General features: G+C 62.5%; 23 protein-coding genes and 5 tRNA genes. 2 read left to right on the top strand and 26 right to left on the bottom strand.

Annotated features, from left to right (window positions below):
• Positions 1-270: 270 nt before the first annotated feature.
• Positions 271-792, top strand: a complete 522-nt coding sequence (locus tag LCQ44_RS08510; RefSeq protein ID WP_225093601.1) for a DUF6273 domain-containing protein — start codon at positions 271-273, stop codon at positions 790-792.
• Between the two features lie 510 nt (positions 793-1,302).
• Here the strand turns inward: LCQ44_RS08510 and LCQ44_RS08505 are convergent.
• From LCQ44_RS08505 to LCQ44_RS08400, 22 genes are all read right to left on the bottom strand, one after another.
• Positions 1,303-1,379, bottom strand: a tRNA-Pro gene (locus LCQ44_RS08505).
• Positions 1,380-1,459: 80 nt separating this feature from the next.
• The gene (gene coaBC, locus LCQ44_RS08500; protein WP_225093600.1) at positions 1,460-2,674 is read right to left on the bottom strand and encodes a bifunctional phosphopantothenoylcysteine decarboxylase/phosphopantothenate--cysteine ligase CoaBC; all 1,215 of its coding nucleotides are present in this window, start codon (positions 2,672-2,674) and stop codon (positions 1,460-1,462) included.
• Between the two features lie 2 nt (positions 2,675-2,676).
• Positions 2,677-3,396, bottom strand: coding sequence for a zinc ribbon domain-containing protein (locus LCQ44_RS08495; RefSeq protein ID WP_225093599.1), 720 nt, complete (start codon positions 3,394-3,396; stop codon positions 2,677-2,679).
• Positions 3,393-4,202: a Nif3-like dinuclear metal center hexameric protein gene (locus LCQ44_RS08490; RefSeq protein WP_225093598.1), complete on the bottom strand. Its 810-nt coding sequence runs from the start codon at positions 4,200-4,202 to the stop codon at positions 3,393-3,395. Before LCQ44_RS08490 ends, LCQ44_RS08495 begins: the two co-directional genes overlap by 4 nt.
• On the bottom strand, positions 4,199-5,377 hold the full coding sequence (locus LCQ44_RS08485; RefSeq protein ID WP_225093597.1) for a cysteine desulfurase family protein: 1,179 nt from the start codon (positions 5,375-5,377) through the stop codon (positions 4,199-4,201). The genes LCQ44_RS08490 and LCQ44_RS08485 overlap by 4 nt, the downstream gene beginning before the upstream one ends.
• Positions 5,378-5,383: 6 nt before the next feature.
• Entirely contained in the window at positions 5,384-6,055 is a 672-nt protein-coding gene (gene rpe / locus LCQ44_RS08480; protein ID WP_055250140.1) for a ribulose-phosphate 3-epimerase, read from the bottom strand.
• Positions 6,056-6,073: 18 nt separating this feature from the next.
• Positions 6,074-7,081: an NAD(P)H-dependent glycerol-3-phosphate dehydrogenase gene (locus LCQ44_RS08475; RefSeq protein ID WP_225093596.1), complete on the bottom strand. Its 1,008-nt coding sequence runs from the start codon at positions 7,079-7,081 to the stop codon at positions 6,074-6,076.
• A 9-nt stretch (positions 7,082-7,090) separates the two neighbouring features.
• Positions 7,091-7,774 (bottom strand): glycerol-3-phosphate 1-O-acyltransferase PlsY, encoded by a 684-nt coding sequence (plsY, locus tag LCQ44_RS08470; RefSeq protein ID WP_055250144.1) that lies wholly within the window; start codon positions 7,772-7,774, stop codon positions 7,091-7,093.
• Complete coding sequence (gene der, locus LCQ44_RS08465) at positions 7,767-9,101, bottom strand: ribosome biogenesis GTPase Der (RefSeq protein WP_225093595.1); 1,335 nt, start codon at positions 9,099-9,101, stop codon at positions 7,767-7,769. Before der ends, plsY begins: the two co-directional genes overlap by 8 nt.
• A 10-nt stretch (positions 9,102-9,111) precedes the next feature.
• On the bottom strand, positions 9,112-10,554 hold the full coding sequence (locus tag LCQ44_RS08460; RefSeq protein ID WP_225093594.1) for a DUF512 domain-containing protein: 1,443 nt from the start codon (positions 10,552-10,554) through the stop codon (positions 9,112-9,114).
• Between the two features lie 2 nt (positions 10,555-10,556).
• The gene (ispH, locus tag LCQ44_RS08455) at positions 10,557-11,456 is read right to left on the bottom strand and encodes a 4-hydroxy-3-methylbut-2-enyl diphosphate reductase (protein ID WP_225093593.1); all 900 of its coding nucleotides are present in this window, start codon (positions 11,454-11,456) and stop codon (positions 10,557-10,559) included.
• 2 nt (positions 11,457-11,458) lie between these two features.
• On the bottom strand, positions 11,459-12,187 hold the full coding sequence (locus LCQ44_RS08450; RefSeq protein ID WP_225093592.1) for a lysophospholipid acyltransferase family protein: 729 nt from the start codon (positions 12,185-12,187) through the stop codon (positions 11,459-11,461).
• 3 nt (positions 12,188-12,190) lie between these two features.
• The gene (gene cmk / locus LCQ44_RS08445; protein ID WP_225093591.1) at positions 12,191-12,877 is read right to left on the bottom strand and encodes a (d)CMP kinase; all 687 of its coding nucleotides are present in this window, start codon (positions 12,875-12,877) and stop codon (positions 12,191-12,193) included.
• Between the two features lie 66 nt (positions 12,878-12,943).
• A complete protein-coding gene (locus LCQ44_RS08440; RefSeq protein ID WP_225093590.1) occupies positions 12,944-13,918 on the bottom strand; it encodes a pseudouridine synthase in 975 nt (324 codons plus the stop codon).
• The gene (scpB, locus tag LCQ44_RS08435; protein WP_225093589.1) at positions 13,905-14,633 is read right to left on the bottom strand and encodes an SMC-Scp complex subunit ScpB; all 729 of its coding nucleotides are present in this window, start codon (positions 14,631-14,633) and stop codon (positions 13,905-13,907) included. The genes LCQ44_RS08440 and scpB overlap by 14 nt, the downstream gene beginning before the upstream one ends.
• Positions 14,634-14,644: 11 nt before the next feature.
• On the bottom strand, positions 14,645-15,457 hold the full coding sequence (locus tag LCQ44_RS08430; RefSeq protein ID WP_055287411.1) for a segregation and condensation protein A: 813 nt from the start codon (positions 15,455-15,457) through the stop codon (positions 14,645-14,647).
• Between the two features lie 84 nt (positions 15,458-15,541).
• Entirely contained in the window at positions 15,542-16,225 is a 684-nt protein-coding gene (locus tag LCQ44_RS08425; protein ID WP_225093588.1) for a site-2 protease family protein, read from the bottom strand.
• 9 nt (positions 16,226-16,234) lie between these two features.
• Complete coding sequence (locus tag LCQ44_RS08420; protein WP_225093587.1) at positions 16,235-16,531, bottom strand: hypothetical protein; 297 nt, start codon at positions 16,529-16,531, stop codon at positions 16,235-16,237.
• Entirely contained in the window at positions 16,518-18,551 is a 2,034-nt protein-coding gene (locus tag LCQ44_RS08415) for an ABC-F family ATP-binding cassette domain-containing protein (RefSeq protein ID WP_225093586.1), read from the bottom strand. The genes LCQ44_RS08420 and LCQ44_RS08415 overlap by 14 nt, the downstream gene beginning before the upstream one ends.
• A 75-nt stretch (positions 18,552-18,626) precedes the next feature.
• Positions 18,627-18,699, bottom strand: a tRNA-Ala gene (locus tag LCQ44_RS08410).
• Positions 18,700-18,885: 186 nt separating this feature from the next.
• Positions 18,886-18,961 (bottom strand) — tRNA-Ile (locus LCQ44_RS08405).
• 198 nt (positions 18,962-19,159) lie between these two features.
• A tRNA-Ala gene (locus tag LCQ44_RS08400) sits at positions 19,160-19,232 on the bottom strand.
• A gap of 210 nt (positions 19,233-19,442) precedes the next feature.
• Between LCQ44_RS08400 and LCQ44_RS08395 the strand changes: the two genes are divergently transcribed.
• Positions 19,443-20,705: an IS30 family transposase gene (locus LCQ44_RS08395; RefSeq protein ID WP_225093555.1), complete on the top strand. Its 1,263-nt coding sequence runs from the start codon at positions 19,443-19,445 to the stop codon at positions 20,703-20,705.
• Between the two features lie 614 nt (positions 20,706-21,319).
• Here the strand turns inward: LCQ44_RS08395 and LCQ44_RS08390 are convergent.
• From LCQ44_RS08390 to LCQ44_RS08375, 4 genes are all read right to left on the bottom strand, one after another.
• Positions 21,320-22,477, bottom strand: coding sequence for a hypothetical protein (locus LCQ44_RS08390; protein ID WP_225093585.1), 1,158 nt, complete (start codon positions 22,475-22,477; stop codon positions 21,320-21,322).
• Positions 22,478-22,863: 386 nt separating this feature from the next.
• Complete coding sequence (locus LCQ44_RS08385; RefSeq protein ID WP_225093446.1) at positions 22,864-23,982, bottom strand: IS1249 family transposase; 1,119 nt, start codon at positions 23,980-23,982, stop codon at positions 22,864-22,866.
• Between the two features lie 235 nt (positions 23,983-24,217).
• Positions 24,218-24,292 (bottom strand) — tRNA-Val (locus tag LCQ44_RS08380).
• Between the two features lie 138 nt (positions 24,293-24,430).
• A complete protein-coding gene (locus LCQ44_RS08375) occupies positions 24,431-25,219 on the bottom strand; it encodes a DUF3825 domain-containing protein (protein ID WP_225093584.1) in 789 nt (262 codons plus the stop codon).
• Positions 25,220-25,417: the final 198 nt, after the last annotated feature.

The following is a 25,417-nucleotide window of genomic DNA, read 5'->3' as shown; positions in this document are numbered from 1 at the left end:
TTAATAAGGCAAGAGGTTCTTCCTCTCCTTCGGATGAGCCGATGATGTTTCCTTGGTCATCCAGTATGAATACGGACGGAATATGCTCAAGTTCATATTGGTCATTCACGACCTTATCTTAATCTATGTAAATGGGAAAGTCTCCTTCATGGACCGAGGCTTCTTCAATCGTGCTGTCCTCAGAAACATTGAAAAGGTTCTTCCTTATGGCTGCGAAATTATCAAGTTGTGGCATATCCTCTATGAGAGATTCGCAGTGCGGACACCACGATGCCCGGATACCGCATCATCGGTATCAACCATGACGACCTCGCCGACGGTAGCGGCAAGGCGGGGCTGACGTTTGAGACGACCAACGATGTCCTATACAAACACATCTTGAACGACACAAAGACCAATGTCGGCGGTTGGAGGTCCTCTAAGCTCCGCGCCCGCCTGAACTCCGGTGACCTCTGGGCGCTCCTGCCGGCCGAGCTCCAGTCCAAGGCGAAGGCCGTCACGAAGATGACGGACAACGAGGGCGGCGGTAGCGCCGGCACTCCGACGGCAACGAATGACAAGGTCTTTATCCTCTCGACGACCGAGATTTACGGAGACCTCCAGTCTGACGGCGCCCTGTACGAGTACTATGCGACGTCGAGGTATTCTGGACCTGAGATTGTGTGCTATTTCAGCACTCGTTCCGTGTCTCCGAGTGACTCAACGGACTTTATCTATGTTGACCCTTTCGGTCGCTGGAGCAGCGGTAGTGCCAACAGTGCCGGCAACGTGTTTCCCGCTTGGTGCTTCTAGATTTTCTAGTGCAAGGCCCGCGCGACTCCGCGCGCGGGCCTATCTTTTGGCAAGTGTACGAACGGTTTAGGTTCGCGGCACAGGTATTCGGGTTGAGGAGAAATGGGGTCATATGGCGGCTCTCAGAGCGCCTGCTGCACTCCCCCGCCATTACCCCTGCGGCGTCCTCGTATGGAGCCCATCCTGGTTGGCATATCGTTGCAATCGCTCACTTGTCCACCGGTCAAGTGAGCTACTGGAATAAATACAGCGACACGCTTGTTCGTTACAGTCGCTATATCTGTGTAAATCGCCGCGATAAATACAGTCTGTACTCGACTGTATACCAGCTACGCGTATGTAGATTCATATCGCGTTAATAAATCGGCCCAAGCGTGTGCAAAACGCGCAAGTAGCCGCAAAAGGCGATTATCGCGCAGGGTGATTTTTGGCACCCTGTTGATTAATCAAAATTAAGCAATTGCTTAAAACAAAAAAGGTCAGGCACTAAGTACCTGACCTGCAAACTTCTGGTCGGGACGACTGGATTCGAACCAGCGACCCCTTGACCCCCAGTCAAGTGCGCTACCAAGCTGCGCCACGTCCCGAAGCTAATGTTTGTTGCTCTGCTCTCGCTCGCAACAGGGAGTATATTAACCCGAAACTTTAGACTTGTGCAAGAACTTTTTTATAAATTTTGAAGCAAGTCCAAAATTGTATCTGCGAGCTGGGGTTTTGTTAGCACGGGAAGTTCTTGCGTGCCCGCTTTGCTCACGATCCAGGCCTTGTTGGTATCGGTTCCAAAGCCCGAATCGGCGCGCGAGACATCGTTGGCGATAATGGCATCGCAACCCTTGCGCGCAAGCTTGCGCTGCGCGTACTCCACGACGTTATCGGTCTCTGCCGCAAAGCCGATCACGCACCGTTCCCCCTTTTGGCGTGAAAGTTCGGCCAAGATGTCAACGGTCTCGACGAGCTCGATTTGATCCAGGCGCTCGTTGGCCTTTTTGAGCTTATGGTCCGCCGGGGCCGCCGGCGTGTAGTCGGCGACGGCGGCGGCGCAAATGGCCGCGTCGGCCGTCTGGAAGGCGCTCAGCGCTGCCTTGAGCATTTCTGAGGCGGTCTGTACGTGCACGCACTCCACACCGCGGGGAACGTCGAGCGATGTCGGTCCCAGCACGAGCGTGACGGCGGCACCGCGACGTGCGGCCTCCCCCGCCAGGGCGATACCCATCTTGCCCGAAGAACGGTTGCCAATGAATCGCACCGGGTCGATCGGCTCGTGCGTGGGGCCGGCGGTGATGACGATGCGCTTGCCCGTCAGGTCTTGCGGCACGGGGTTGAGCACCTCACAGACAGCCTCGACGATGTCCTCGGGCTCGCTCATGCGGCCCGTGTCCACGTCGCCGCACGCAAGGTAGCCGCTGCCGGGTCCCACCACGTGAACGCCGCGGTCGCGCAACGTGGCCATGTTGGCCTGCGTCGCCGGCGCCTTCCACATGCCATTGTTCATGGCCGGCGCGATCACGACGGGCCGCGGCGTCGCAAGCAGCGTGGTGGAGATGAGGTCGTCGGCGATGCCGTTGGCCATCTTGGCGATGATATTGGCCGTCGCGGGCGCCACGACCACCAGATCGGGCTCCTGCGCAAGCGAGATATGGTGGATGGGGTCAGACGGGTCGTCGAATAGCCCAACCGCGACCGGCTCATTGGTGAGCGCGCGGAACGTGAGCGGACCCACAAACTCGGTGGCGTGCTCGCTCATAACGACCTTGACGTGCGCGCCGCGCTTTTGCAGCAGGCGCACGATATTGCACGACTTATAGGCGGCGATCCCGCCGGTAATGCCCAGCAGGATCGTTTTTCCCTCAAGTTGGATTGAATTGTTGGGTGCCGCCGTCATCGTTAGGCTTCCTTGCTCGGGAGTACCAGGAGACGATGGCAGTACGGGCAGTGCGTAATCTCACTGCCGTCGTGGTTGAGGTCGCTCATGGACGACGCCTGCAGCGCGGTGTGGCAGACCGTGGGGATGTTGCCCTTGATGGTCTCGACGGCCAGGCCGCGGAACTGCTTAAGAAGACGTTCGTAGTCGGTGAGCACGTCGGTCGGCAGCGTGGCGGCAAGCGCAGTGCGCTCCTTCGTGGCGGCTTCTATCTGAGCCTGCAGGTCGGCGGCCTTGGCGCGGGCGGCCTTGGTGTCGGCCTTCACGCCCTCCTCGAACTTGGCGATGATTGCCTGTGCGCGAGCCTCGCGGTCGAGCGCCTCCTTGTGGGCGACGACGACGTCCTTGCGGGTGTGCTCGATCTTGTCCAGGCGCTTGGCCAGGGTGGCGAGCTCGTTCTCCAGGTCCTGAACCTCGCGATAGTCGGAGCCGTCAACGTGACGCTTCTTGGCGGCCTCGATGGCGTTATTGGTCTGGATCTCGGTGGTGTTGAGATCGTCGAGCTCAATGTCCAGATCCTTGCGCTGGGCGTAGAGCTTGGTCATCTCGGACTTGAGCTTCACATAGGTCTTGCGCTTGGAAGCGAGCTCCTTGAGCTCCGGCATATTGGCAAGTTCGCTCTTGTTGCGGGCGAGCTCCAAATCGATCTGTTGCAGCTTGAGTAGCGTAGCGCCGGCGCTCATAAGTTCTCTCCTTTTGTCACAGTCCACCATTGGCAAGGGTTCAGTATTTTAATCGCATGACGGGGGTCGACCCCGGCGTCAACTGCAGAGTTCATCAATATATCAACGAACGGCTCCTCGGAGCGGTCGTGGCCGAGCAAGATCACCGGCAGCCCGCGCAAGGCAAGGTCTTGCGCCACGTGGTAGCCCGCCTCGCCCGTCACGACAACATCTGCGCCCGCGGCGATGGCGAGCTCTCCGAAGTCGCCCAGGGAGCCGCCCAAAATGGCGACGGTGCGGCACGGGCGATCAGCTTTGCCCCACACACGCGGGTTGCTGCCAAAGGCCGTGGCAGCACGGGTGGCAAGATCGCGCAGCGTGCACGGGTCGTTGAGCGTTGCAAGTGCGCCCAGGCCGGTGGCCTCGGGGTCGTCCACGTGCTCCAGTGAGCTCACGGGTGCGGCACCCAGCAGCTTGCTCAGGCAGACACGGGCTTCGTGCGAGCGGTCCAGGTTGGTGTGGAGCGAGATAATGCTCACCCCGCAGCGGGCAGCCTCGTAGAGGGCCGCACTGCACTGGGGTCGTGTTGCATCCGCCGGACAAAAGGCCTCGGGTGCCTTGATGTATATGGGATGATGCGTCAGCAGCACGTTGGCGCTTGCTTCTTGGGCGCGGCGAACATTAGCCTCAGTCGCATCGAGTGCGCAGGCAACGCCGGTGATCTCCGCGGCCGGATCGCCAACGGAGAGTCCTACGTGGTCCCAGGGCTCGGTGTCCGTCTTGGGATAGTGTGCCAGTAGCGCGCGCTCGAGCTCGGCGACGATCATGCGGCACCTGCGATCGAGAGCAGCGTCTGGGCAAACTCGTCCAGATCGTCCGGATTCACGCGGTCGTCAAAGGAAATGCGCAGTGCACCTAGTGCCTGCTCGCGACCAATGCCCATGGCGCTGAGCACATGGCTCGGGTCCATGCTGCCGCTCGAGCACGCCGAGCCGGCCGAAACCTCAAAGCCGGCGGCATCGAGCTTGACGATGAGCTCCTCGGAGTCCATGCCATCAACGTAGATCGACACCATGCCCGGCAGGCGATCGGCCTGTGCGTAGTCGCCCATGGTGGCGTGAATGCGCTGGTGGGCCGTAAGCGTGGCGTAGAGCTTGTCGGAAAGGGCTTGCAGCTTCGCGCGCTCCTGAGCCACATGGGGCGTCAGAGACGAGGCGGCAGCGGCAAAGGCGAGCTGCGTTCGCAGGTCTTGCGTGCCGGCACGACGACCGGCCTCCTGTCCGCCGCCAAAGATGCGCGGGCGCAGCGGCGTGCGGCTCTTAAGGTAGAGTGCGCCAGATGCCACGGGACCGCCAATCTTGTGGGCTGCGACGGACATGGCGTCGACGCCCAGCTCGGTGACATCGAGCGGAATATGCAAGTAGCCCTGGATGGCATCGGTGTGGAACAGGGCGCCAACGGTATGCGTGGCCGCGGCAAGCTCGCGGATGGGCTGCACCACGCCGGTCTCGTTGTTGGCAACCATGATGCTCACGAGCGCCACGTCGTCGCCTAGTAGCTCGACAAGCGCGGCAGGCTCAATGTAGCCCGCGCGGCAGGGCTGCACCAGGTCGACGGTAAAGCCGGCGGCACGCAGCAGCGGCAGGTTGTCCAGAATCGAATCGTGCTCGATGGCCGAAACGATTACACGACCGCGCTTGCGATCGCGCTGACGAGCGCCCTCGGCAAGACCGAGCAGCGCCAGCTGGTTGGCTTCGGTGCCGCCGTTGGTCAGTACAATCTCGGACGGGCGGACGTGCGCGCCAAAGCTGCGGGCGATCTCGCGACGTGCAACCTCCAGACGCGCGGCAGCCTTGCGGCCGAGCGAATGCAGCGAGTTGGGGTTGACGCCGGCAAGCTCGCTGTCGTCGTACTTGCGCTGCGCAAGGAGCGCCTCGGCGCGCATTGGCGTCGAGGCGGCATAGTCAAGATTCACGGGTATGCGGTTTTGACCTGCGGTCATAAGGGTTTATGCCTCCTGTGCGGCCTCGTTGCCCAGCTTCTGCAGCAGCGCAACCTCGGCAGCGGGATCTTCGGACTTAAATACGGCGGAGCCGGCCACGAGCACGTTGGCGCCGGCCTTGACGACCTCGGCGATGTTCTTGGAAGAGATACCGCCGTCGACCTCGATCAGGGGCGACACGCCGTGGCGCTCGCACATGGCCTTGAGCTCGTGAAGCTTTGCGATGGTGCCCGGGATAAAGCTCTGGCCGCCAAAGCCCGGGTTCACGCTCATGAGCAGCACCATATCGACGACGTCGATGATGCTCTCGAGCACGCACACGGGGGTGGCGGGGTTGAGCACCACGCCGGCCTTGACGCCGCGCTGCTGCAGATGCGTGAGCGTGCGGTGCAGGTGCGTGGAAGCCTCGTAGTGCACGGTGATCATGTCGGCACCGGCGTCGGCGTACCAATCGACCGTCTCGTCGGGGTTCGTCACCATGAGGTGCGCGTCGACCGGTACATCGGTGGAGCGCTTGACGGCCTTAAGGATGTCAACGCCAAAGGTGAGGTTGCCGGTAAAGTGACCGTCCATAACGTCGAAGTGCACGTAGTCGGCACCGGCGATCTTGTCGAGTTCGCCCTTGAGGTTGGCCATGTCGGCCGAAAGGACAGACGGAGCGATTTTGATGGAACCCATGGTAGAAGCCTTTCTGCGCTAGTCGGTGAGTCCGTAGAACTCTTGAGAAGGGACGCGATCTGTGAGAATCTCGAGCGCCCTATCCAAAGTAACACCGTTGTAGAGCGTTTGCTCCACGGCAAAGGTGAGCGGAATGTCTACGCCCAGTGAACGGGCAAGCTCACTGACGCTGCGGGCCGCGACGGCGCCCTCGACCACCATATGCGTACGTGCCTGGTACTCGTCGAGCGAGATGCCGTGGGCAAACTCGTAGCCAAAGGTGCGGTTACGCGAATGCTCCGAGGTACAGGTGGCAATGAGGTCGCCCATGCCGGCAAGCCCCATGCAGGTCATAGCTTGACCGCCGCGGGCGTGCACCAGACGGCTGATCTCTGCCAGGCCGCGTGTCATGATAAGGGCGAGCGTGTTGTCGCCCGCACCGGTGCCGGCGGAGATGCCGCACACGATGGCGATTACGTTTTTCATGGCGCCGCAGACCTCGACACCGGTCATGTCCTGCGACAGGTAGATGCGGAAGGCCGTTGACAGAAGCAGGTCCTTAAAGGTCTCCCCTATCTGTGGATCTTCGCTGGCGATGACGGCGGCAGAAAGACCTCCGCGGCAGATCTCCTCGGCATGGTTGGGGCCCGAGAGCGCCGCGACACGCGACTCGTTGCCGATCTCACTGGCGATTACCTCACTCATAAGCAGGCCGGATTCGGGCTCAATACCCTTGGTGAGGCAGAGTGCCGGGGTGTCGGCGGCGATGAAGGGTGCTGCCTGATGGCATACGCTGCGCAGGTGCGTGGAGGGCACGGCAAAGATGATGGCCTCGGCGCCGTCGAGCGCCTGCGACAGGTCCGTGGCGGCGACAACGTTGCCGGGCAGCTCGTAGTCCACCAGATACCGGGGATTGCGGTGCTCGGCATTGATGCCGGTGGCCGTCTGCTCACTGTGGGCCCACATGGTCACGCGCTCGGCTCGCTCGGCGGCGAGGCCGGCGACGGCGGTTCCCCAGGAGCCAGAGCCAATTAGCGCAACATTCATGACTCTCTCCTACTTATCGTCGGGCTCGGTGACGCGCTTGGTAAACGAGAGCTTGGACTCCTTACCGGCCATGAGCTTTTGGATATTCGAGCGATGGGCCCACACCACGGTGATGCCGATCATCGCCATGCAGAACTTGAGGCCCAGGCTGCTGTACGGAAAGACCGCGCAAGCAGCGATAGGAAGTCCGATGGCCGCGGCAAGCGAACCCACTGACACATACTTGGTGATGGCGACGGCTACGATAAACATGCCCAGCAGCGACAGGCCAATAGGCCAGTACCAGGCGAGGATGACACCCAGACCAACTGCGATACCCTTGCCGCCGTGGAAGTTGAGATAGGGCGAGAAGATATGGCCCCACACGGCTGCCAGGCAAATGACACCGAGCATCCAGTCGCCGGGGGCTCCGGGCGCCATGATGTTCGGCGGAAATCCATAGCCCACGCTCGCGATGAACGGACGGGCGATGACAACGCAGATGGCGCCCTTAAGGCAGTCGAGCAGCAGCGTGAGCGCGGCCACCTTGGGGCCGGCTACGCGCAGGGCGTTGGTGGTGCCGATGTTACCGGAGCCCGCCTTGCGAATGTCGGTGTGGTTAAACACGCGGCCCAAGATCAGGCCAAACGGAATCGCTCCGATAAAGAACGAGACCACGGCGCAGATGGCGGTCAGCAGAATCGGATTATGCATCCTTTTGCTCCTTCTTCCTAAAGAAGAGTCGAATGGGCGTGCCGGCAAAGTCGAAGGTCGAGCGCATGCGGTTCTCCACGTAGCGCTGGTAGGTGTCGTTGACCAGGTCACTGTGGTTGACGAAGAACGTGAACGTCGGCGGGTTGACGCCCGTCTGGGTCACGTAGTGCATGCGCAGGCGGCGCTTGCCGTCCACCACGGTATGACCGAACTCGCGCAGGTCGGTGAGGAACGCGTTGAGGCGCGAGGTGCTAATCTTCTGCGAGCGCGTCTTTTCGGCGGCGTCTACCATCGCCCAGATCTTCTCGACGCTGCGGCCGGTGAGAGCAGAGATGCGCAGGTACTGGGCCCAGGGAGCCATGACGCCCAGACGGCGGTCGATGGTCTCCATGCAGGCCTCGCGCTTACGGTCGTCGTCGAGCAGATCCCACTTGTTGAGCAGCACAACGATGGCGCAGCCGCGCTCGATGGCAAGACCCATGACCTTCTGGTCCTGCTCGGTAACGCCCACGGAGGCGTCGACGACGAGCAGCGCCACGTCGGCGCGGTCGATGGCGCGCAGGCCGCGGACCATGGAGTAGTACTCGATGTTCTCGTACACGGTGCTCTTCTTGCGAATGCCCGCGGTGTCGACCATGCGGTAGTGCTTGCCGTTACGCTCGACGACCGTGTCGATGGCGTCGCGCGTCGTGCCGGCAATGTTGGACACGATAGAACGGTCGGCGCCCAGGATGCGGTTGAACAGCGACGACTTGCCGGCGTTGGGGCGGCCGATGATGGCCACGTTCAGCGCGTCGGGGAACTCATCGGCGACCTCGTCCTCTTCCTCCGGAAGCAGGGCCACGATATCGTCGAGCAGGTCGCCCGTGCCGTGGCCATGCAGGGCCGAGAGGGGCGTGGGCTCACCGACGCCGAGCGAATAGAACTCCCAGATGCTGTCGTTTTCGCGATCGGGGTTGTCGAGCTTGTTCACCAGTAGAAAGACCGGCTTGTCGCAGCGCTTGAGCATGCGGGCGACCGACTCGTCCTCCTCGGTGACGCCGGTGCGGCCGTCGACCACAAACAGGATGACGGCGGCTTCCTCGGCGGCGGCGAGGGCCTGGTCGCGGATGGACGTGGCAAAGACGTCATCGCTCTTGAGCGGCTCGATGCCGCCCGTGTCGACAATGGTGAACTCGCGGCCGTTCCAATCGGCCGTGTGGTATGAGCGATCGCGCGTGACGCCGCGGGACTCATGGACGATGGCGTCCGAGGTTTGGGCCAGGCGGTTAACGAGCGTGGACTTGCCCACGTTGGGGCGTCCGACGACGGCGACGATAGGTTTCATCTGCTCTCCTTTAATGGATAGGGTCAGCGGAATTAGTAGAGTCTGCGGGCACAATGCCAAGGATATGCTCCAGGGTATCGAGCAGCTCATGCGGCATGGTCGACACCACATGAACCTCGGCGCCGCGACTGGTAAGGCTTGCGAGTAAATCGTCACGATGATACTCGTCAAGCGTCATGCCGTCAGCGTTGAACATGAGCTTAGGCACAAAGAGCATAACCCCCGACAGGTCTTGGGGCAGCTGCTCCAGAATGTCACACGCGACGATGAGGCCGGTCACGTCCACGTTGCCGCCGAAGTAGCGGTTCTTGATGGCCGTAACAGTGCCGCCGAGACCATGCGGCGACTCCACAAAGCGCGCCACGGTGTCGCGCGCGCTGGCGCCGGAGAGGCACAGCAGGTGCTGGCTGCGGGCGGCGATGGCCTCGCGGACGCGGGCCAGTCGCTCGGCATCGGTAGCCAGCACGTCGTCGGTCTCGTCCAGATACGAGCGGATCATGCCGATGCCGTCGTAGTACTGCGGGTAACCGTCGTAAAAGTCTGCCTCGGGAGGATCGATGCCGGCGTCCAGATAGAACTCGTCGCTCATCTGGAAGGTGTGGCGGCCAAAGCGCTCATAGGCGCGGTCCTGGTAGGGACGGATCATGGCAATGGTCTCGCGGGCTAGCTCGGGCTTGTCGCTGTAGGACCAGCTAAAACGGTTCTGATGCTTGGTAAAACCGAGCGGCACAATGCCCAGGCTTGTGATTTTCTCGTGCTCCTCGCAAAAGCGCAGGGTCTTTTCCAGCTCCTCGCCGTCGTTCATGCCGGGGCACAACACGATCTGCGCGTGAATCTCGATGCCGGCGGCCATGATGGTCTCGAGTACGTCCATGCCTCGCTGGGCGTTACGGCCCATCATACGACGGCGGACGTCGGGGCTCACGGCATGGACCGACACGTTCATGGGGCTCATATTGCGTTCGATGACGTTTTGAACATCTTCGTCGGAGAGGTTCGTGAGCGTGACAAAGTTGCCCTGTAAAAAGCTCAGGCGATAGTCGTCGTCGCGAATGTAGAGCGTGGAGCGGCCGCCCTTGGGCAGCATCGTCATAAAGCAGAATACGCAGGCGTTGACGCAGGTACGCATGCCGTCGAAGATGGGGCCATCGAACTCCAAGCCCCAGTCCTCGCCGGGAAAGCGGTCGAGCTCGACGGGGGTGACGGTGCCGTCGCGCGGGTCGAAAACCTCGAGGTCGACGGTATCATCGTCGGCCTCCCAGAGCCACACGATCATGTCGGTGAGCGCCTCACCGTTGACCGTGAGCACGCGCATGCCCGGCTCGATACCCACATCCCACGCGGGCGATTCGGGACGCACGTTCTTTACGAGCGCGCCCTCACCCGGCTCGGGGTCGCGGCTGCGCCCGTAATCGGCCACCTCGGCGGCGTATGCGGGTACGGTCTGGTCCATGGTTAGCGGCAAAGCTCCTTGATGCGCTCGACGGCGCGCTCGATGTGTTCTTGCGGGGTGGAGGCTCCGGCGGTGATGCCGATGTGGTGAGCTTCGGTAAACCACGCGGCTTGGAGCTCAGAAGCTTCCTCGATGTGATACGTGCGCTCGCAGGCGTCTGCGCAAATCTGCGCCAGGCGGCGGGTGTTGCCCGAGTTCTTGCCGCCCACGATGAACATGCGGTCGCAGTGGTTGGCAAGTGTGGCTGCTGCCTGTTGACGCTCAGTCGTGGCGGCGCAGATGGTGTTGATCACACGTAGCTCCTGCACGCGCGGGGTGATAGCAGCCACGACCTCGGCCAAGTTCTGCGCAGTCTGGGTGGTCTGCACGACGAGGCCTACCTTGCCCTTGAGCGACAAGGCGGTGGCGTCGGCGGCACAGCTCACGACCTGTGCATCATTGCCGGCGTGGCCCAAGATGCCCTCAACCTCGGGATGGCCCGGCTCGCCTACGACTACCACTCGGTAGCCCTCGCGTACCAGGCGCTCGGCGGCCACATGGACCTTCTTCACGTAGGGACAGGTGGCGTCGACCACGGTAAGGCCGCGCTCGCGGGCAGCATCGATCACTTGCGGCACCACGCCGTGGGCGCGGATGATCACGGTGCCCGATGCGGCGTCGTCCAGGGTCTCTGCCAGACCGACGCCTGCCTCAGCAAGCTCGCGCACCACGATGGGGTTATGGATGAGCGGACCCAAGGTATGGACCTGATTGCACTCCCCTGCCTGTGGCGCAGCGGCCAGCGCCATATCGAGCGCGCGCTGCACGCCGTAGCAAGTGCCGGCGTGGGCGGCGATCTCGATGGTAGGCGCGGTTGCCTGGTCGGACGCGGTCACGGCAGTGTTCGTCACGTTCTCGCTCATGGCTAGAACCTGCCCGGATGCTCGGCGCACAGCTCGTCTCGCATGGCGTAGACGCGGTTCATGGCCTCGGACTCAAACCAAGCCAGGCGCTCCGTACGCTTAAGCCCGGCCGGCGCGTCCGAAAGCGAGACGGCCTTGCCGGCACGAATCCAGCACTTCTTGGGACGCATGAGCTTTTTGCCCGCGGGCGTGATGTCGGACCAGCCGCAGATGGCGAGCGGGTTGACGGGTGCCTTGCCCATCTGAGCGATGAGCGCAAAGCCGCCGTGGACCTCTGGCTTGATCTCGCGCGATCGGATGCGCGTGCCCTCGGGGAAGATCAGGACGTCCTCGCCGCGCTGCAGCGCATGCTGGGCGGCGCGCAGGCACTTCATATCGGCAGTACCGCGCTCCACGGGGATGCCGCCAACGCGGCTAAAAGCCCAGCGCACAATCTTGCTCTTGGCAAACTCGGACTTAAAGATGGGGCGAATGCGGCGGCCGCCAAAGAACAGCGCCGTCTCCACGGCCAAGAGCTCAGCCATCGAGGTGTGGTTGCAGATGACCACGCTGCCGCGGCCTTCCTGACGCTCAAACAGCAGGTCAGCGTCCTCGACCTTCCAACGCCACATGAGCTTGGAGAAGGCCCAAAGGATGGCCATGACTACGACGACGGTACCGCGGATGAGCGCCGGGAACTCGTCATAGGGGGCGTTGTAATAGTCCTCGGGCGTCTGCTTAAAGAGGCGCATGGGCTACCTCCTTTGGTTGATGAGGTCCTCGATAATGCGGACGACCTCGTCGATGGTATGGGCGGTGGAGTCGACGTGCACGGCGTCCTCGGCGGGCACGAGCGGGGCGACCTCGCGGCTGCTGTCAAGCTTGTCGCGCTGCTTGAGGGCGTCGAGGGTCTCGTCGACCTCGGCCTCGAGTTGCGCGGGCGTGAGCGGCTGGGCGTCGTTTTGGTGACGCTGCAGCACGCGGCGGCGGGCGCGCTCGCGCGGGTCGGCGGTTAGGAAGACCTTGACCTGTGCGTTAGGGAACACGACGGTTCCGATGTCGCGACCCTCGGCCACGATATCGCGGTCCTCGGCGGCGCGGCGCTGGTGAATGAGCATGGCGGCTCGCACGCCCGGGTAGGCCGAGACCTTGGACACGTTTGCGTCGACCTGCGGGGTACGAATGGCGGCCGAAGCGTCCTTGCCGTCAATGGTCAGGCGCGTATCTTCGCCGGTGCCGTTGGTAAAGCGAATCTCGATCTGCTCGGCGAGGGCGTCGATGGCCGCCTCGTCGTCCAGATCGATGCCGCGGTCGAGCGCGGCGAAGGTGACGGCGCGATACATGGCGCCCGTGTCGAGCTTGTTAAAGCCCAGCTGGCGGGCGATCTCCTTGGCGATGGTGGACTTGCCGGAACCGGCGGGGCCGTCGATGGCGACGATCATGCAATGCTTCCTTTCGATGGTTGACGTGCTGGTATGGTTCGCGGGCGCTGGGGCGCGGCGGGTTGCCTAGTCTGTGTAGCGCTCGCGGTAGGTGTTGCGCTTGGGTGCGGAGCCGTGGCTGCCGTGGTGACGCGTGCGTCTGGCGGCGTTGGTCGCCGGCGCAGTGCCGCGCTTGCCGACGGCCTGCTTAGGCGGGATGCCGCCGGACTTGAGGATCTGTACCTCGCGGTCGGTGAGCTCGCGCCACGACCCCTTGGCCACGTCCTTGAGTTCCAGGCCGGCAAAGTTGCAGCGATGCAGGCGAATCACCGGGTGGTGGATCTTGCTCAGCATGCGCTTGACCTGGTTCTTGCGGCCTTCGCGGATGATGACCTCCACGGCGGTAGTGCCGGGCTTGACGCCTTGCGGTGCCACAGCCTCGGCTTCACGCGCGTTGATGACGCGGCAGATTGCCGGCTGACATAGGCCGTCATCGAGCTCAATGCCACGACGTAGCGGTTCCAAGTCTCGATCGGTCAGGTGGCCATCCACGAGTGCCTGGTAGGTCTTGTAGACGTGCTTGCTCGGGTGCAGCAGGTCCTGCGACAGGTCGCCGTCGGTAGTGAAGAGCAAGAGGCCCGTGGTGTCGCGGTCCAGACGACCCACTGGGAACAGGCCCGGAAATCGGTCGCGAGGAACCAGGTCTGCCACGCAAGGGCGCTCCTGCGGGTCGCTCATGGTGGTGAGGTAGCCTGTTGGCTTGTAGAGCATCAAGTACACGGCGCCCTGGTTGAGCTTGACGGGCATGCCGTCGACCTCGATATGGTCGCGGTCGACGTCGACCTTGGTGCCCAGCTCGGTCGCGACTTCGCCGTTGACGGTCACGCGGCCGGCGGTCATCAGGTCCTCTGAGCCGCGGCGGCTCGCCACGCCCGCGCGCGCCAAAAAGCGCTGCAGGCGCATGGTGTGCGGATAGACGGGCTGGGCGTCGGATTCGTGCGTATCCGCGTTGGGCACCGCAGCGCCGGCGCGCGTCTCCCCTACTTCGTTAGTCCTCGTCATGTAAATCCTCCGAGGTCTCGTCGACGACCAGGTTTTCCAAGTCCTCGACTGCCTCAACATCTTCAACATCTGTATCGAGCAGTTCGCGCTCTTCATCCAGGTCATCGGCCTGCTCCTCGAGCGTGGACTGAATGCTGCGGCCGCTCAGGCGCTCGCGGATAAACTGACGCGACTGCTCGTCGGGGGCAAACTGCTCCAGGTCAGGCAGGTCGCGGGTGGAGCGCAGACCGAACTTTTCCAAGAAGGCGTTGGTCGTGCCATAGATGATGGCTTGACCGCGCTGGGGGTCGCGGCCGAGCTCGCGCACCAGGCCCTTGTCCACGAGCGACGCGATGACGCCGTCGGAGTTGACGCCGCGGATGCCCTTGACCACCTCGCGCGTGACGGGCTGGTGGTATGCGATGACGGCCAGAGTTTCGAGCGCCGCCTGCGACAGCTTTTGCGTGTCCCAGCTCAGCACGTAGGCCTCGACCACGTCGTGGTAGGCGGGATGCGTAAACAGGCGCCAGCCGCCGGCAACCTCGCGTAGCTGAAAGCCGCGGTTGGCCTCCTCGTATTCAACCTTGAGCTCGGCCAACAGCGACGCGCACTCGCCGGGGGCGATATCCAGCGCACCTGCCAGCGCGGGTGCGCTCACGGGGTCGCTCGACACCAGCAACAGCGCCTCGAGGGCGCCTTTGAGGCTGTTTGCCTCCAGCGTGGAAAGGGTTGACATGGTTGCCGCTCCTATTCGGTGAGCTCGGGGCCCTCGCCGGGTACGTATGCCTCGGCGCCCTCGACGCGGTTGATTTGAATGGTTCCAAAGATCTCGTCCTGGCTCAGGGTAAGCGAGCCACGTTTGGCGAGCTCGAGCATAGCCAGGAAGGTGACGACGAGCTGCTCGGTGGTGGCGTCGCCGTCCAGCAGCTCGCGGAAGGTGCAGGTTTGGTGCGCCATGGTAAAGCGGTCGACCGAGGCCACCGTCAGGTCGAGCGGCACGCGATGCGGCGCCACGTGCTCGGCCTCCAGCAGGAAGGTCTGGCGCTTGCCGTCCAGGTCGGCGCAGATGACGGCCAGGCCACGCAGCGTGATGCCGGCCAGGTAGTCGGGCATAAGGCCTAGGAACTCGGGGTCGGGGCCGGCCACGCGCGGATGCATGCGGCTCTCGGCCTGCATGCGCGCGCCAAGGGCTGCCGCCGCGCCCTTAAACTGCTTGTAGGCGATCAGGCGCTGGATCAGGACCTCGCGCAGGGCGTCGCCGTCGAGCGCGCTGAGTTCCTCGAGGTCTTCGTCGAACTCGTCATCGTCGTCATCGACTTTGCGCGGGGCCTCCTGCGGCACCAGAGAAGCGGCCTTGATGTCCAAAAGGGTTGCCGCGACCAGCAAAAAGTCGCTCGCCACGTCCAGGTCCAGCGCCTCGATGCGCTCGGCCTCGGCAAGGTACTGCTCGGCCACCTCGCTGATGGAGATGGCGCCGATATCAACTTTTTGGCGGGTTACCAGCTGCAGCAGCAGGTCGAACGGTCCGCTGTAGACCTGCGTCGACACGCGATACGACATATTCGACCTCCTTTGACGGCGCCTTCGCGGCGCGGTTTGGGTGCATGTTACGACCGCTTTGCACGGTCGACCTGTAAGTTTACCTTAGATGCCGGCGATTGCGAAGTTAAGCAGCTGCTCAGCGAACGGATACACGGTAACGTCGAAATAGCGACCGATCACGTCGATGCCGGTCCACATGGGCAGCAGGTACAGCACCAGGATGAGGATGGGCATGGCGTATTGCTGCAGGCGGTAGTAGTTGGCGAGCGCCTTGTCCTTGAGGAAGGGCACGATGATCGACGAGCCATCGAGCGGCGGAATCGGGATGAGGTTAAAGAACGCGAGCGACAGGTTGACCACGATAAACGTGGCGCCGAAGTTCATGATCTGTGACGCTACGGCAAAGGACATGCTTGCATAGAGGTTGCCGTACGTTACTTGCATGAGAGCGGCAGCGAGGCACGCGAGGGCGATGTTCGATGCGGGGCCGGCAACGCTCACCAGGACCTCGTCGCGCTTGGGGTGCTTGAGGTTGTTGAGGTAGACGGGCACGGGCTTGGCGAAGGCAAACACCGGGCCACCGGCTGCGAGCATGAGCAGCGGCAGGATGATGGTGCCAAACGGGTCGATATGGTTGAGCGGGTTGAGCGAGACACGACCGCGTGATCGGGCTGTCTTGTCGCCGAGAGCCCAGGCTGCGGCGGCGTGCGCGCTCTCGTGGATAACGATGCCCAGGATGACGGCGACCGCGCTGGCGAGCAGGTTCATGATGTAGCTGCTTGACATGGCGCTCCCCTAGCGGACGCGGCGCGAGGCGCGCGTGAGCAGGTAGTCAATTACAAACAGGATGACGGCGACGATAGCGTAATCCAGGCGGAAGACGCCGCCAAAGGGAGAGGTGATGACGCCGTAGCCGGCGATGGCGCTCGGCAGCGCGCGCGAAAGCTCAACGACAAAGCCCACGATCTGCAGCTTGGCGGTCAGGCCGCTAAAGCACAGCAGTACGGTCATCGCGCTCATAAAGATGGCGCAGATACGGCACGCGATGGCGATGATGCTCATCGCCACGGCAGTGGCCTTACGAGAGTTCACGCGCGGTCTCCTCTTCGATCTGGGTGGAAAGCTCCAGCCATTCGTCCTCGAGCTTGGGTAGCTCTTGCTTAAGGTCGTTATATTCCCCCAGCGCGGCGTTGAACTTGTCCTGATCGGCATAAAGCTCTTCGCTTGCCATCAATTCCATAAGCTCGTCATAGCGGGCGCGCTTTTTGTCGAGCTCCGTCTCGATCTTCTTGAGCTGGATGCGCACGCCCTTGAGCTTTTTGTTGAGCGCAGCGCGGGCCTGGGCCTCGGCGCGCTTTTGCTCCTTGGTCTTTTTGCCCTCGGCAGGTTTGGGGGCGGCGGGGCTGCTGGCCTGGACGGCGTTGGCGGTATTGGTGCTCTTCCCTGCGGTCGGCACGCTCTCTCCTGCCGCCTCGGCGGCGGCGCGGGCTGCGAGATCATCGCGCTTGTAGAGGTAGTAGTCGTAGTCGCCGTCATAGACCGTGACCTTACCATCGCGGATGTCGATTACGCGATTGGCCACGGCACGTACCAGGTGCTCGTCGTGGCTAATCAGCACGATGGTGCCGGGGAAGTTTTGCAGGGCGTTCTCGAGCATGTCCACCGAGTCGATGTCCAGGTGGTTAGTGGGCTCGTCCAGGCACAGGAGTGCCTCGGGGGCCACGAGCATCTTGGCGAGCGCCAGGCGCGCCTTTTCACCGCCGGAGAGGACGCGGACTTGCTTTTCGATTGCGTCGTTGTCGCTAAACAGGAAGGCGCCCAGCAGGCTGCGCTGCTGCGGCACGGTCCACTTGGGCGTGACGGTGTCGATCTCTTGCAGGACGGTGTTGGACTCGGTCATGCCCTCGAGCGCGTGCTGGGCGTAATAGGCGATGCCCACGTTGGTGCCCAGGTCGCGGGTGCCGGTGGTGGGCGGCTCAAGGCCAGCGAGGAGCTTCATGAGCGTGGACTTGCCGGCGCCGTTGGGGCCGGCAAGCGCCACGTGCTCGCCGCGGTAGAGTTTAAGGTCGATGTCGCTGTAGATATGCTTGTCGCCGTAGGACTTGGACACGCCCTCGAGGCTCACGACCATATCGCCGGAGCGCGGCGGGTCGGGGAACTTAAAGTCGATGTGCTTGTGGCCCTCGGGCAGGATAACGAGCTCCTTTTTAATCTGCTCGATCTTGCGGATGCGCACCTGGGCCTGGGCGGCCTTGGTGGGCTTGTAGCGGAACTTGTCAACGAAGACCTGCATGTGGGCGATGTCGCGCTCCTGGGCGGCGCGCTTGGCACGCATCTGCTCCAGGTTGTCCTCGCGTTGCTTGAGGTAGCTGCTGTAGTTGCCGGTGTAGGTGGTCACGCGACGGTTTTCGAGGGCGGCGACGTGGTCGACGCAGGCGTCCATGAAAGCGCGGTCGTGGCTGACGATGAGGACGGCACCGTCGTAGTTGGCGATAAAGCCGCGCAGCCACTGGACGCTCTCGAGGTCCAGGTGGTTGGTGGGCTCGTCCAGAAGCAGCAGGTCGGGGTGGCGCAGGAAGAGCTTGGCCAGCGCGATGCGCATCTGCCAGCCGCCCGAGAACTCGGAGCACGGGCGCTCAAAGTCGGTGACCTTAAAGCCCAAGCCGGACAGGATTTTACGGGCGTTGCTCTCGAGCTCGTAGCCGCCCAGATGCTCAAAGCGGTCCTGGACCTGGCCATACTCGTTAAGGAGTGCGTCGACGTCCTTCCCCTGTTCGGAGAGCTCGGTGATCTGGGCCTGCAGCTCGTTGGCGCGCTCGCCCATGCGGCGGATTTCCTTGGCAGCGGCCATGACCTCGGCGAGGATGGTGGTGTCCTTTTGCTCCAGGTTGGTTTCCTGCTCTAGGTAGCCTACCTGGCAGTCCTTGGCGTACTGGACCTGGCCAGCGTCGGGGCTGTCGATGCCCATGATGATTTTGAGCATGGTGGTTTTGCCGGCTCCGTTGGGGCCCACGAGCGCGAAGCGCTCGCCGGGGTTGATCTGAAAGGACGCGCCGCTAAAGAGGACGCGCGCGCCGAAGCTTTTTTCGATCTTGTCGACTAGGAGGATCATGGTGCCGCCTTTGACCTTGTGTGCCTATATGAAAAAAGGCCCCAACTTGCGTTGGAGCCTCATTCAATGCTCGGGTGGAGACGAGGGGGATCGAACCCCTGACCTCTTGACTGCCAGTCAAGCGCTCTCCCAGCTGAGCTACGCCCCCGTGCGAAGAAGTACTATACGGGAACTAGGACGGCGATGCAAGGACAATTTTGGAAAAACTATCGCCGGCATCGCGGGCAGCCGACCGAGATCGCCCGGAAGTGAGCAAGCAGGCTATTTGCAAGTGAAAACTAATGCCATGAATAAGAAAACAGGCCAGACCTATTGCCTGACCTGTTGAAAAACCTGGTGGGCCCTCCGGGATTCGAACCCAGAACCCAGGGATTATGAGTCCCCTGCGCTAACCGTTGCGCCAAGAGCCCTTATAAAGTGACACTTGCAGTTGGGGTGGCAGAACAGCCTCCAACGCTTTGAACCACGTCGTGAAATACTACCATGCACGCGACGCCCGTTCAACGCACGATCTTGTCGACCAGGAGGATCATGGTGCCGCCTTTGACCTTGTGTGCCTATATGAAAAAAGGCCCCAACTTGCGTTGGAGCCTCATTCAATGCTCGGGTGGAGACGAGGGGGATCGAACCCCTGACCTCTTGACTGCCAGTCAAGCGCTCTCCCAGCTGAGCTACGCCCCCGTGCGAAGAAGTACTATACGGGAACTCTCACGGCGATGCAAGGGCAATTTTGGAAAAACTTTCGCCGGCGGGGCGCGCCTTGATTCTCATTTTCATTGCAACAGCCTCAGGACTCAGCGCAACGCGTTGCGCTGAGTCCTGAGGCGCGAATCCGGGTAGGCAACCCCAGAGGGGCCGGAATCCCCCGGCCCGCGATGGAGGGAGGCCGGCATGTCCAGACCCAAGCCGTCCGGAAGGTCGTACGGGAGGCTCACGAGGCACGAGAGGAACACGGTCGAGAGGATGCTCGACCGCAACCGCAGCGCCCGCGAGATCGCCGCGGAGCTCGGCAGGTCGCCGTCGACCGTGACCAGGGAGGTGGCGGCGCACCGCTACGTCACCGCGCCGCGCTCGCGCTACGGCGAGCCCGCGCCCGCGGACCTGTCGGGGGCCTGCCCCAGGCTCTCCGCGTGGCCGAGGTGCTGCAACGGCTGCTCGCACAGGAGGGGCTACGGCTGCTCGAGGAGGCCCAGGGTGTTCTACAGCGCCAGGAGGGCGCAGGAGGCGGCCGACGCCGAGCTCTCGGCGAGCAGGTCCGGGATCGACGAGACCGAGGAGGGCGCCGCCGCCAAGCTAGCGGCCATCAGGGACGGGCTCGCGCGCGGGCTCTCCCCGCAGCAGATAGCGGCGACGACCCCCGGGCTCAGCGCCTCCACCGTCTACAGGTGGGTGGACGCCGGCTACGACGGCATGACGAACATGGAGCTCAGGCGCAAGGTCGGCTACAGGCCGAGGTCGCGCCGGGCCCCGAAGAGGGCGACGTCCCACTCGGCGCGCAGGTCGCACGCGTCGTTCCTCGCGCTCGGCGAGGACGCCTGCGCCGCGGCCTGGGAGATGGACACCGTCGAGGGCCCCAGGGGCGACTCCGCCAGGCTCCTCACGCTCCTGCACCGCCCGAGCCGCTTCCAGCTGGCCCTGCCGCTGCCGGACGGCACGTGCGCCTCGGTCCTGGCGGCGCTCTCCTCCCTGCGCGGGGTCCTCGGCGAGGACGGCGCGAGGCGCGCCTTCGGCGCCGTGCTCACCGACAACGGGAGCGAGTTCGCCGACGAGGGCGCCATCGCGGCGCTGTTCGGCGAGCGGGACGGCGAGACCAGGCTCTTCTACTGCGACCCCCGGCAGAGCCAGCAGAAGGGCGCGTGCGAGAAGAACCACGTGGAGATCAGGAAGCTGCTGCCCAAGGGCGCAGGGGCCAGGTTCGACCGGCTGACGGCGGCGGACTGCGCGCTGCTCATGTCGCAGGTGAACTCCGAGCCGAGGGGGGCGCTCGGGTTCCTGACGCCGGCGCGCGTGCTGCGGGCGGCCCTCGGGGAGGACGCCTCCGCCCTCATGGACGCGTTCGGGATAGAGGAGCTGGCGCCCGGCGAGCTCGACCTCACGCCCGGCTGCATCGACAGGGCCAGGGCCGCGAGGGGCGAGGGGCCGCTGGCGGGATAGGCGGCGGGCCGGGACATGGGCCGGAGGGCCCGTTGCGCTGAGTCCGGAACGGCTGCGCGGCGGGCTGGCGGAGCATGCGGCGGCGGCATGGGGGCACCGGCCTCCACAGCCTCTCCACCTGCGGAAACGAGGCGACGAGCAGGTGCCGGGGGCTATTTCCGCGTTGCGCTAGCTGCGGAAACGCGGGGCCCGTTCAGGCTGTTGCGTTGAGATTGAAAATCAACCCCGGCGGGGCGCGGGGGGGGCGCTGCCGCCGCCCGACTTTCCAGCGCCCATATGACATCTCGAGTTCCACCGTACGCCGTTTTCGCTTTCGCAGCGCGGTCCGCCATCCGCTCAACGGCCATCCCGCCGGCGTCGGGCCCGCTATCGGGGGCGATCAAGCTCCCGCCCGCCCAGCGACTTCAAAACCATGCCGGTTTACGGGGCCAGGCCGGCGACCCCCGAGCATGCCGTAATCGGCAAAATCAAAACCGCAGGTAGACGACTTGCGCATTCCGTGAAATGCAGGGTATGGACGGCAGGTCCGGGTCCGGCCCCGTAATCCGACATAGTTTTGAAATGAAGCTAATTCGCTAGCAAGCAAACTAGGTCGTATTAGCGCCTTGCTGCGGCTAATTTCCGATTTCCAACCAGTTGCACAAAACATTTGCTCGTAGTCGCGTCTCGGCGCACTTCATTGCCTCGGATTTGGCTTTATATCGAATCCCCAAGCGACTGCAGATACTTTTAACTATGGTGTCTAGCTGCGTTTTGTCGTTAAGCATATCGTGGGTTACCAGGAACACGTCGAAACCCATACTCTGGAGCGCAGTCATGCGCTCTGCATCGTGGTCAAGCACCGCGCCTGATCCATGGATGACTTCACCTTGGATCTCTATAATTACTGCCTTCATTAGGATTGGGTTTACAATCACGATGTCGCCGTAGCAAACCTTTTGACCTGCGATGCTTTGCGCTGCCACGGATAGAGGGGTTAAATCGTTGAGGTACACGTATCTGAATCCTGCACCACCTTGACGTCGAGAACGACTTAGAAGCAGGACCCCAGCGACCTCGAGTGGGGACGCAGCAATGCCGATAACCTGCTGAGTGGCATCATAAAACTGCTTTCCCCACATTTGACTTTTGACCTTGTCGGCGAATCGATGCAGATCGCTTAGTTCGATGAGCGGCTTTCTCATCCAAAGAGAAGTACCTTTGAGTTTCGTAACCTCTCTTTCATCCTTACGCTTGCTCGTTTGGCCATCATTATCTGGGTCCTTTACGGTTGCGCGGGCATAAACTCGTTTCCATGGAACCTCGTCTTCGCCCTCTCCAAGTTCGAACAAATCCTGCGTGCTGGAATTGCGATTCTCCTCTACCGCCATTTTCAGCTGCATTTCGGCAGCGGGAGCCGGCTCGAATACAGAAAACCAGCCGCAAAGTTCGTACATAGCCAGTACGAGATCTATTTGGGACACAAAGCGCGTCATAGTAAATAACGTGTTAAGCGGATTGGTGACACAAAAGCCTAAATGAGTGTCGATTGTTGTGCTGACATCCGATGCCCCTTCCCAGCGAATAGTGGAGCGCAATCCCGAGTGTTGATTACAACAACCTGGCGAAGCAACAGCGATAATCGGGGTCTTGAGGACGTCGGTTACGAAAGGGGCTTGGGATAGAGCTCGCCAGCCTTCTTCGGAGTTGGGTAGGCGCGGGTAGAGGTCGCGCACCTGCGGTGGGCAGCGCCAATAGCGGAATGCGGTGTTTGCGCAGACGATTTCGTCCATTTGCGCCTCCCCTGGTAGCGGCCGTAGACCATGCGGTTGTGGTCGTGGACGATTATCTACTGGGGCATCATGCGGGTAAGTACCGGAAGCTGACCAAACGCTGACCAAAAGCTTGACGAGTTCTGCCGAAAACCGTCGTGTGATAGAAATCCGCTGGAAGACGCTCTGGGCATGTGGTCCCTGTCTCCACATTTGCGCTCGAATCACATGGGGAGTTCAATGAAAATACGCATGCATTTTATGCAAAACGTGCAATGGCGTCAGAAAAAGGGTGGAATAAAAATCTCGCCTTAGACGACTGCGATTTGGTTTTGGTGTCAGATTTGGTGTCAAAAAGGGCTTATAGGACAAAATGTGTGTCCCGATAGAACACCCGTTTCCATCCATTAATCCAGCCAGAACGGGTACGGGTCCCTGTGGTGGAGGTCCTCCCACACTGCCCTGTCGCCCCACTCCGGCCCTCCGTCGTCACGCGACGGCGAGGCGGAGTAGACGCTGAACAGGAAGTCGATGTCCGCGTCGGTCGGCATCGTGGCGAGCTTCTCGCGCGCCGTCCTCGCGTCCCCCGAGTGCGCGTGGCACCACCAGAATACCGCCTTCACGCGCTTGACCGACGTCAGCCCCCGGTGGTTGCGCAGGACGGCCCTCAGCTGCGAGTTCACCCCTCCCTCGATCATGTTGTTGGTCGACGGCAGCGGGCCGGCCTTGGCCAGGGCGGGGTCGAGGTAGGTGAACAGCGTCCCCGCCGACACCAGCGACGACAGCGACGAGCGCGCCCGCCTCAGCCTCTCGTGGGTGTAGACCCTCCTGCCGTCCACCACGGTCCTGTCCTCCAGGAAGTCGGCCCAGAACCCGCACCAGTCGAGGTAGCGCTCGACCCAGAGCTCGGCCTGGTGCAGCGTCTCGATGCCCATGAGGTCGCGCGCGATGAGGTAGAGCTCGCGCCCCGCCTGGAGCTTCGGCCGCGTCGTCGTGTAGCGCTTGACCTGCGAGAAGGCGTGGAAGGTGCACCTCTGGACCCTGGTGCGCGGCCAGGTCTCGCGCACGGCCTTGGCGAACCCGCTCCCGCCGTCGGTGACGACCACCTCGGGCGCCGGGATCGGCGACATGAGGGCCGACCACGCCCTCGAGTTCTCCGACCTCGCCATGTACCAGGAGACCACCCGCTCGCCGCTGCAGCATATGAGCACGACGAGGTCGCGCGCGACCCGGATCCCGTCCACGTGGAGCACGCGGTGGAGCTCGCCGTCGGGGACGGGCATCGGCCAGACCTCCCAGAACTCGGCCGTCCTGCGCCTGAAGGACCGCCCGCCGCCCGGCATCATGGCCTGCGAGTCCCTCGAGAGGAGCCACCCGAGGAACTCGTCCAGCCTCGTCGCCGTGTCGTCGTACCTCACGGTCGTCGACGCGCCGCAGGCCGTGCACCTCCACCGCTGGGACCCCGACGAGGTCCTGCCGTTGCGCTTGGTCCGACCGCCGCAGTAGGGGCAATAAACGGCCTTCATGGGCACCTCTTCCGAAATGGTATTTAACGGTTCCGGAAAAGGTTATCTACCTGCGGGAACGATAGGAAACCGGACACACATTCTGTCCGAGCGGTTAAAAGCGGGCGCGGAATTTAAACGGCTGAAAAAGGGGCATCGACCTGCGCCGATGCCCCCAACGTGGACACACATTTTGTCCTATAAGCCTCAAAAAGAAAAAGGCCAGAGGATTAACACCTCTGACCTGCGCTTTAGATGGTGGGCGATACAAGATTCGAACTTGTGACCCCATCCGTGTGAAGGATATGCTCTACCCCTGAGCCAATCGCCCGTCGCCTTTCGGCAAAAGAGATACTAACATAGCCGCACGTGGTTTACCAAGAACTTTTTGCCCCCGATTTTAAATTCGTGGGAGCAAGTCACACCGTTTCAACCCGATCAGTCAACAAACCCGCAGCTTAACCACCCTTTATCGTTTAATCCACGAGGTCTCGGGACGGCAGATAAGTCGAGCATTGTTATAGGCCATGTCGAGCGTGAGGCAGGTGCGCGCGGCGTAGAAGCCGTCCTCGCGCTGGATGGTCAGCGACAGTTCGGGCTTGTCGCCGGTTAGGCACAGCGGCAGCAGCAGTTGGATCCGACCGCCGTAGAACTGCGGCACGGCGAGCGTGTAATTGGCGGCGGCGCGGCGGGCGGCCTCGACGACGGCTCCCTCAAAGGCGCGGCGCAGCAGCAGCGAGTTGCCCTCCCCCATCAGGCTGGCGGGAATACGCGTGAGGTTCTCCTCGTCGCCCAGAATGTGGTCGATGTTGGAACGGATGGGCAGGCGGTAGTCAAAGACCAGCTCGGAGGGGTCCTCGGCAAAGCGCACGCGGCACGGCAGGTATTCAAACGAGACCAGCATGGGATCGCTTTCCTTAAAGAAACCCTTCAAAAACCAGCGCTGGCGCGCATCGGGCTTGGTGTTGGGCTCAAACAGACCGTAGATGGTCTCGTAGCGGCGCGTGTACAGGCCGGTGTTGAATAGGCAGCGGTCGTCGTCGAACACCAGCGGCAAGTTGGACGGGGCGGTCTGGTCCACGTCGCGCTCGGTCAGGAACACCGCGCGGCTAAACGAAAACGACAGGTAGTTTTTGAGAATGCGGTTGCCGGGACCCCAGTCCTCGGGGTCGGCGAGGTCGACCAGGCGGTCGTAGCGGGGCTCGTGGCAAAACGCAAAGTCGTAGACATTGCTGCACAGGGTGCTAGGGAGTTCCATGTGGCGTCCATTCCATTTCATAGTTAGAGTTTGGATGCTTAGATTTTATACGCGCGACGCGCCGTCGAAACACACAACGCAATTGCGCCTTAGCTCTTTGACGAGCTCGTCGCGGGAGCGGCTTCCGGATACGAGGTCCTAGATACAGGCGTAGTGCGGGAAAAACCTAGATCTTTCGACCAGACCCCGGTTTTACGC

This window comes from Collinsella aerofaciens (assembly GCF_020181355.1).
Lineage (GTDB): Bacteria > Actinomycetota > Coriobacteriia > Coriobacteriales > Coriobacteriaceae > Collinsella.
This window is presented reverse-complemented; position numbering and strand designations above follow the sequence as displayed.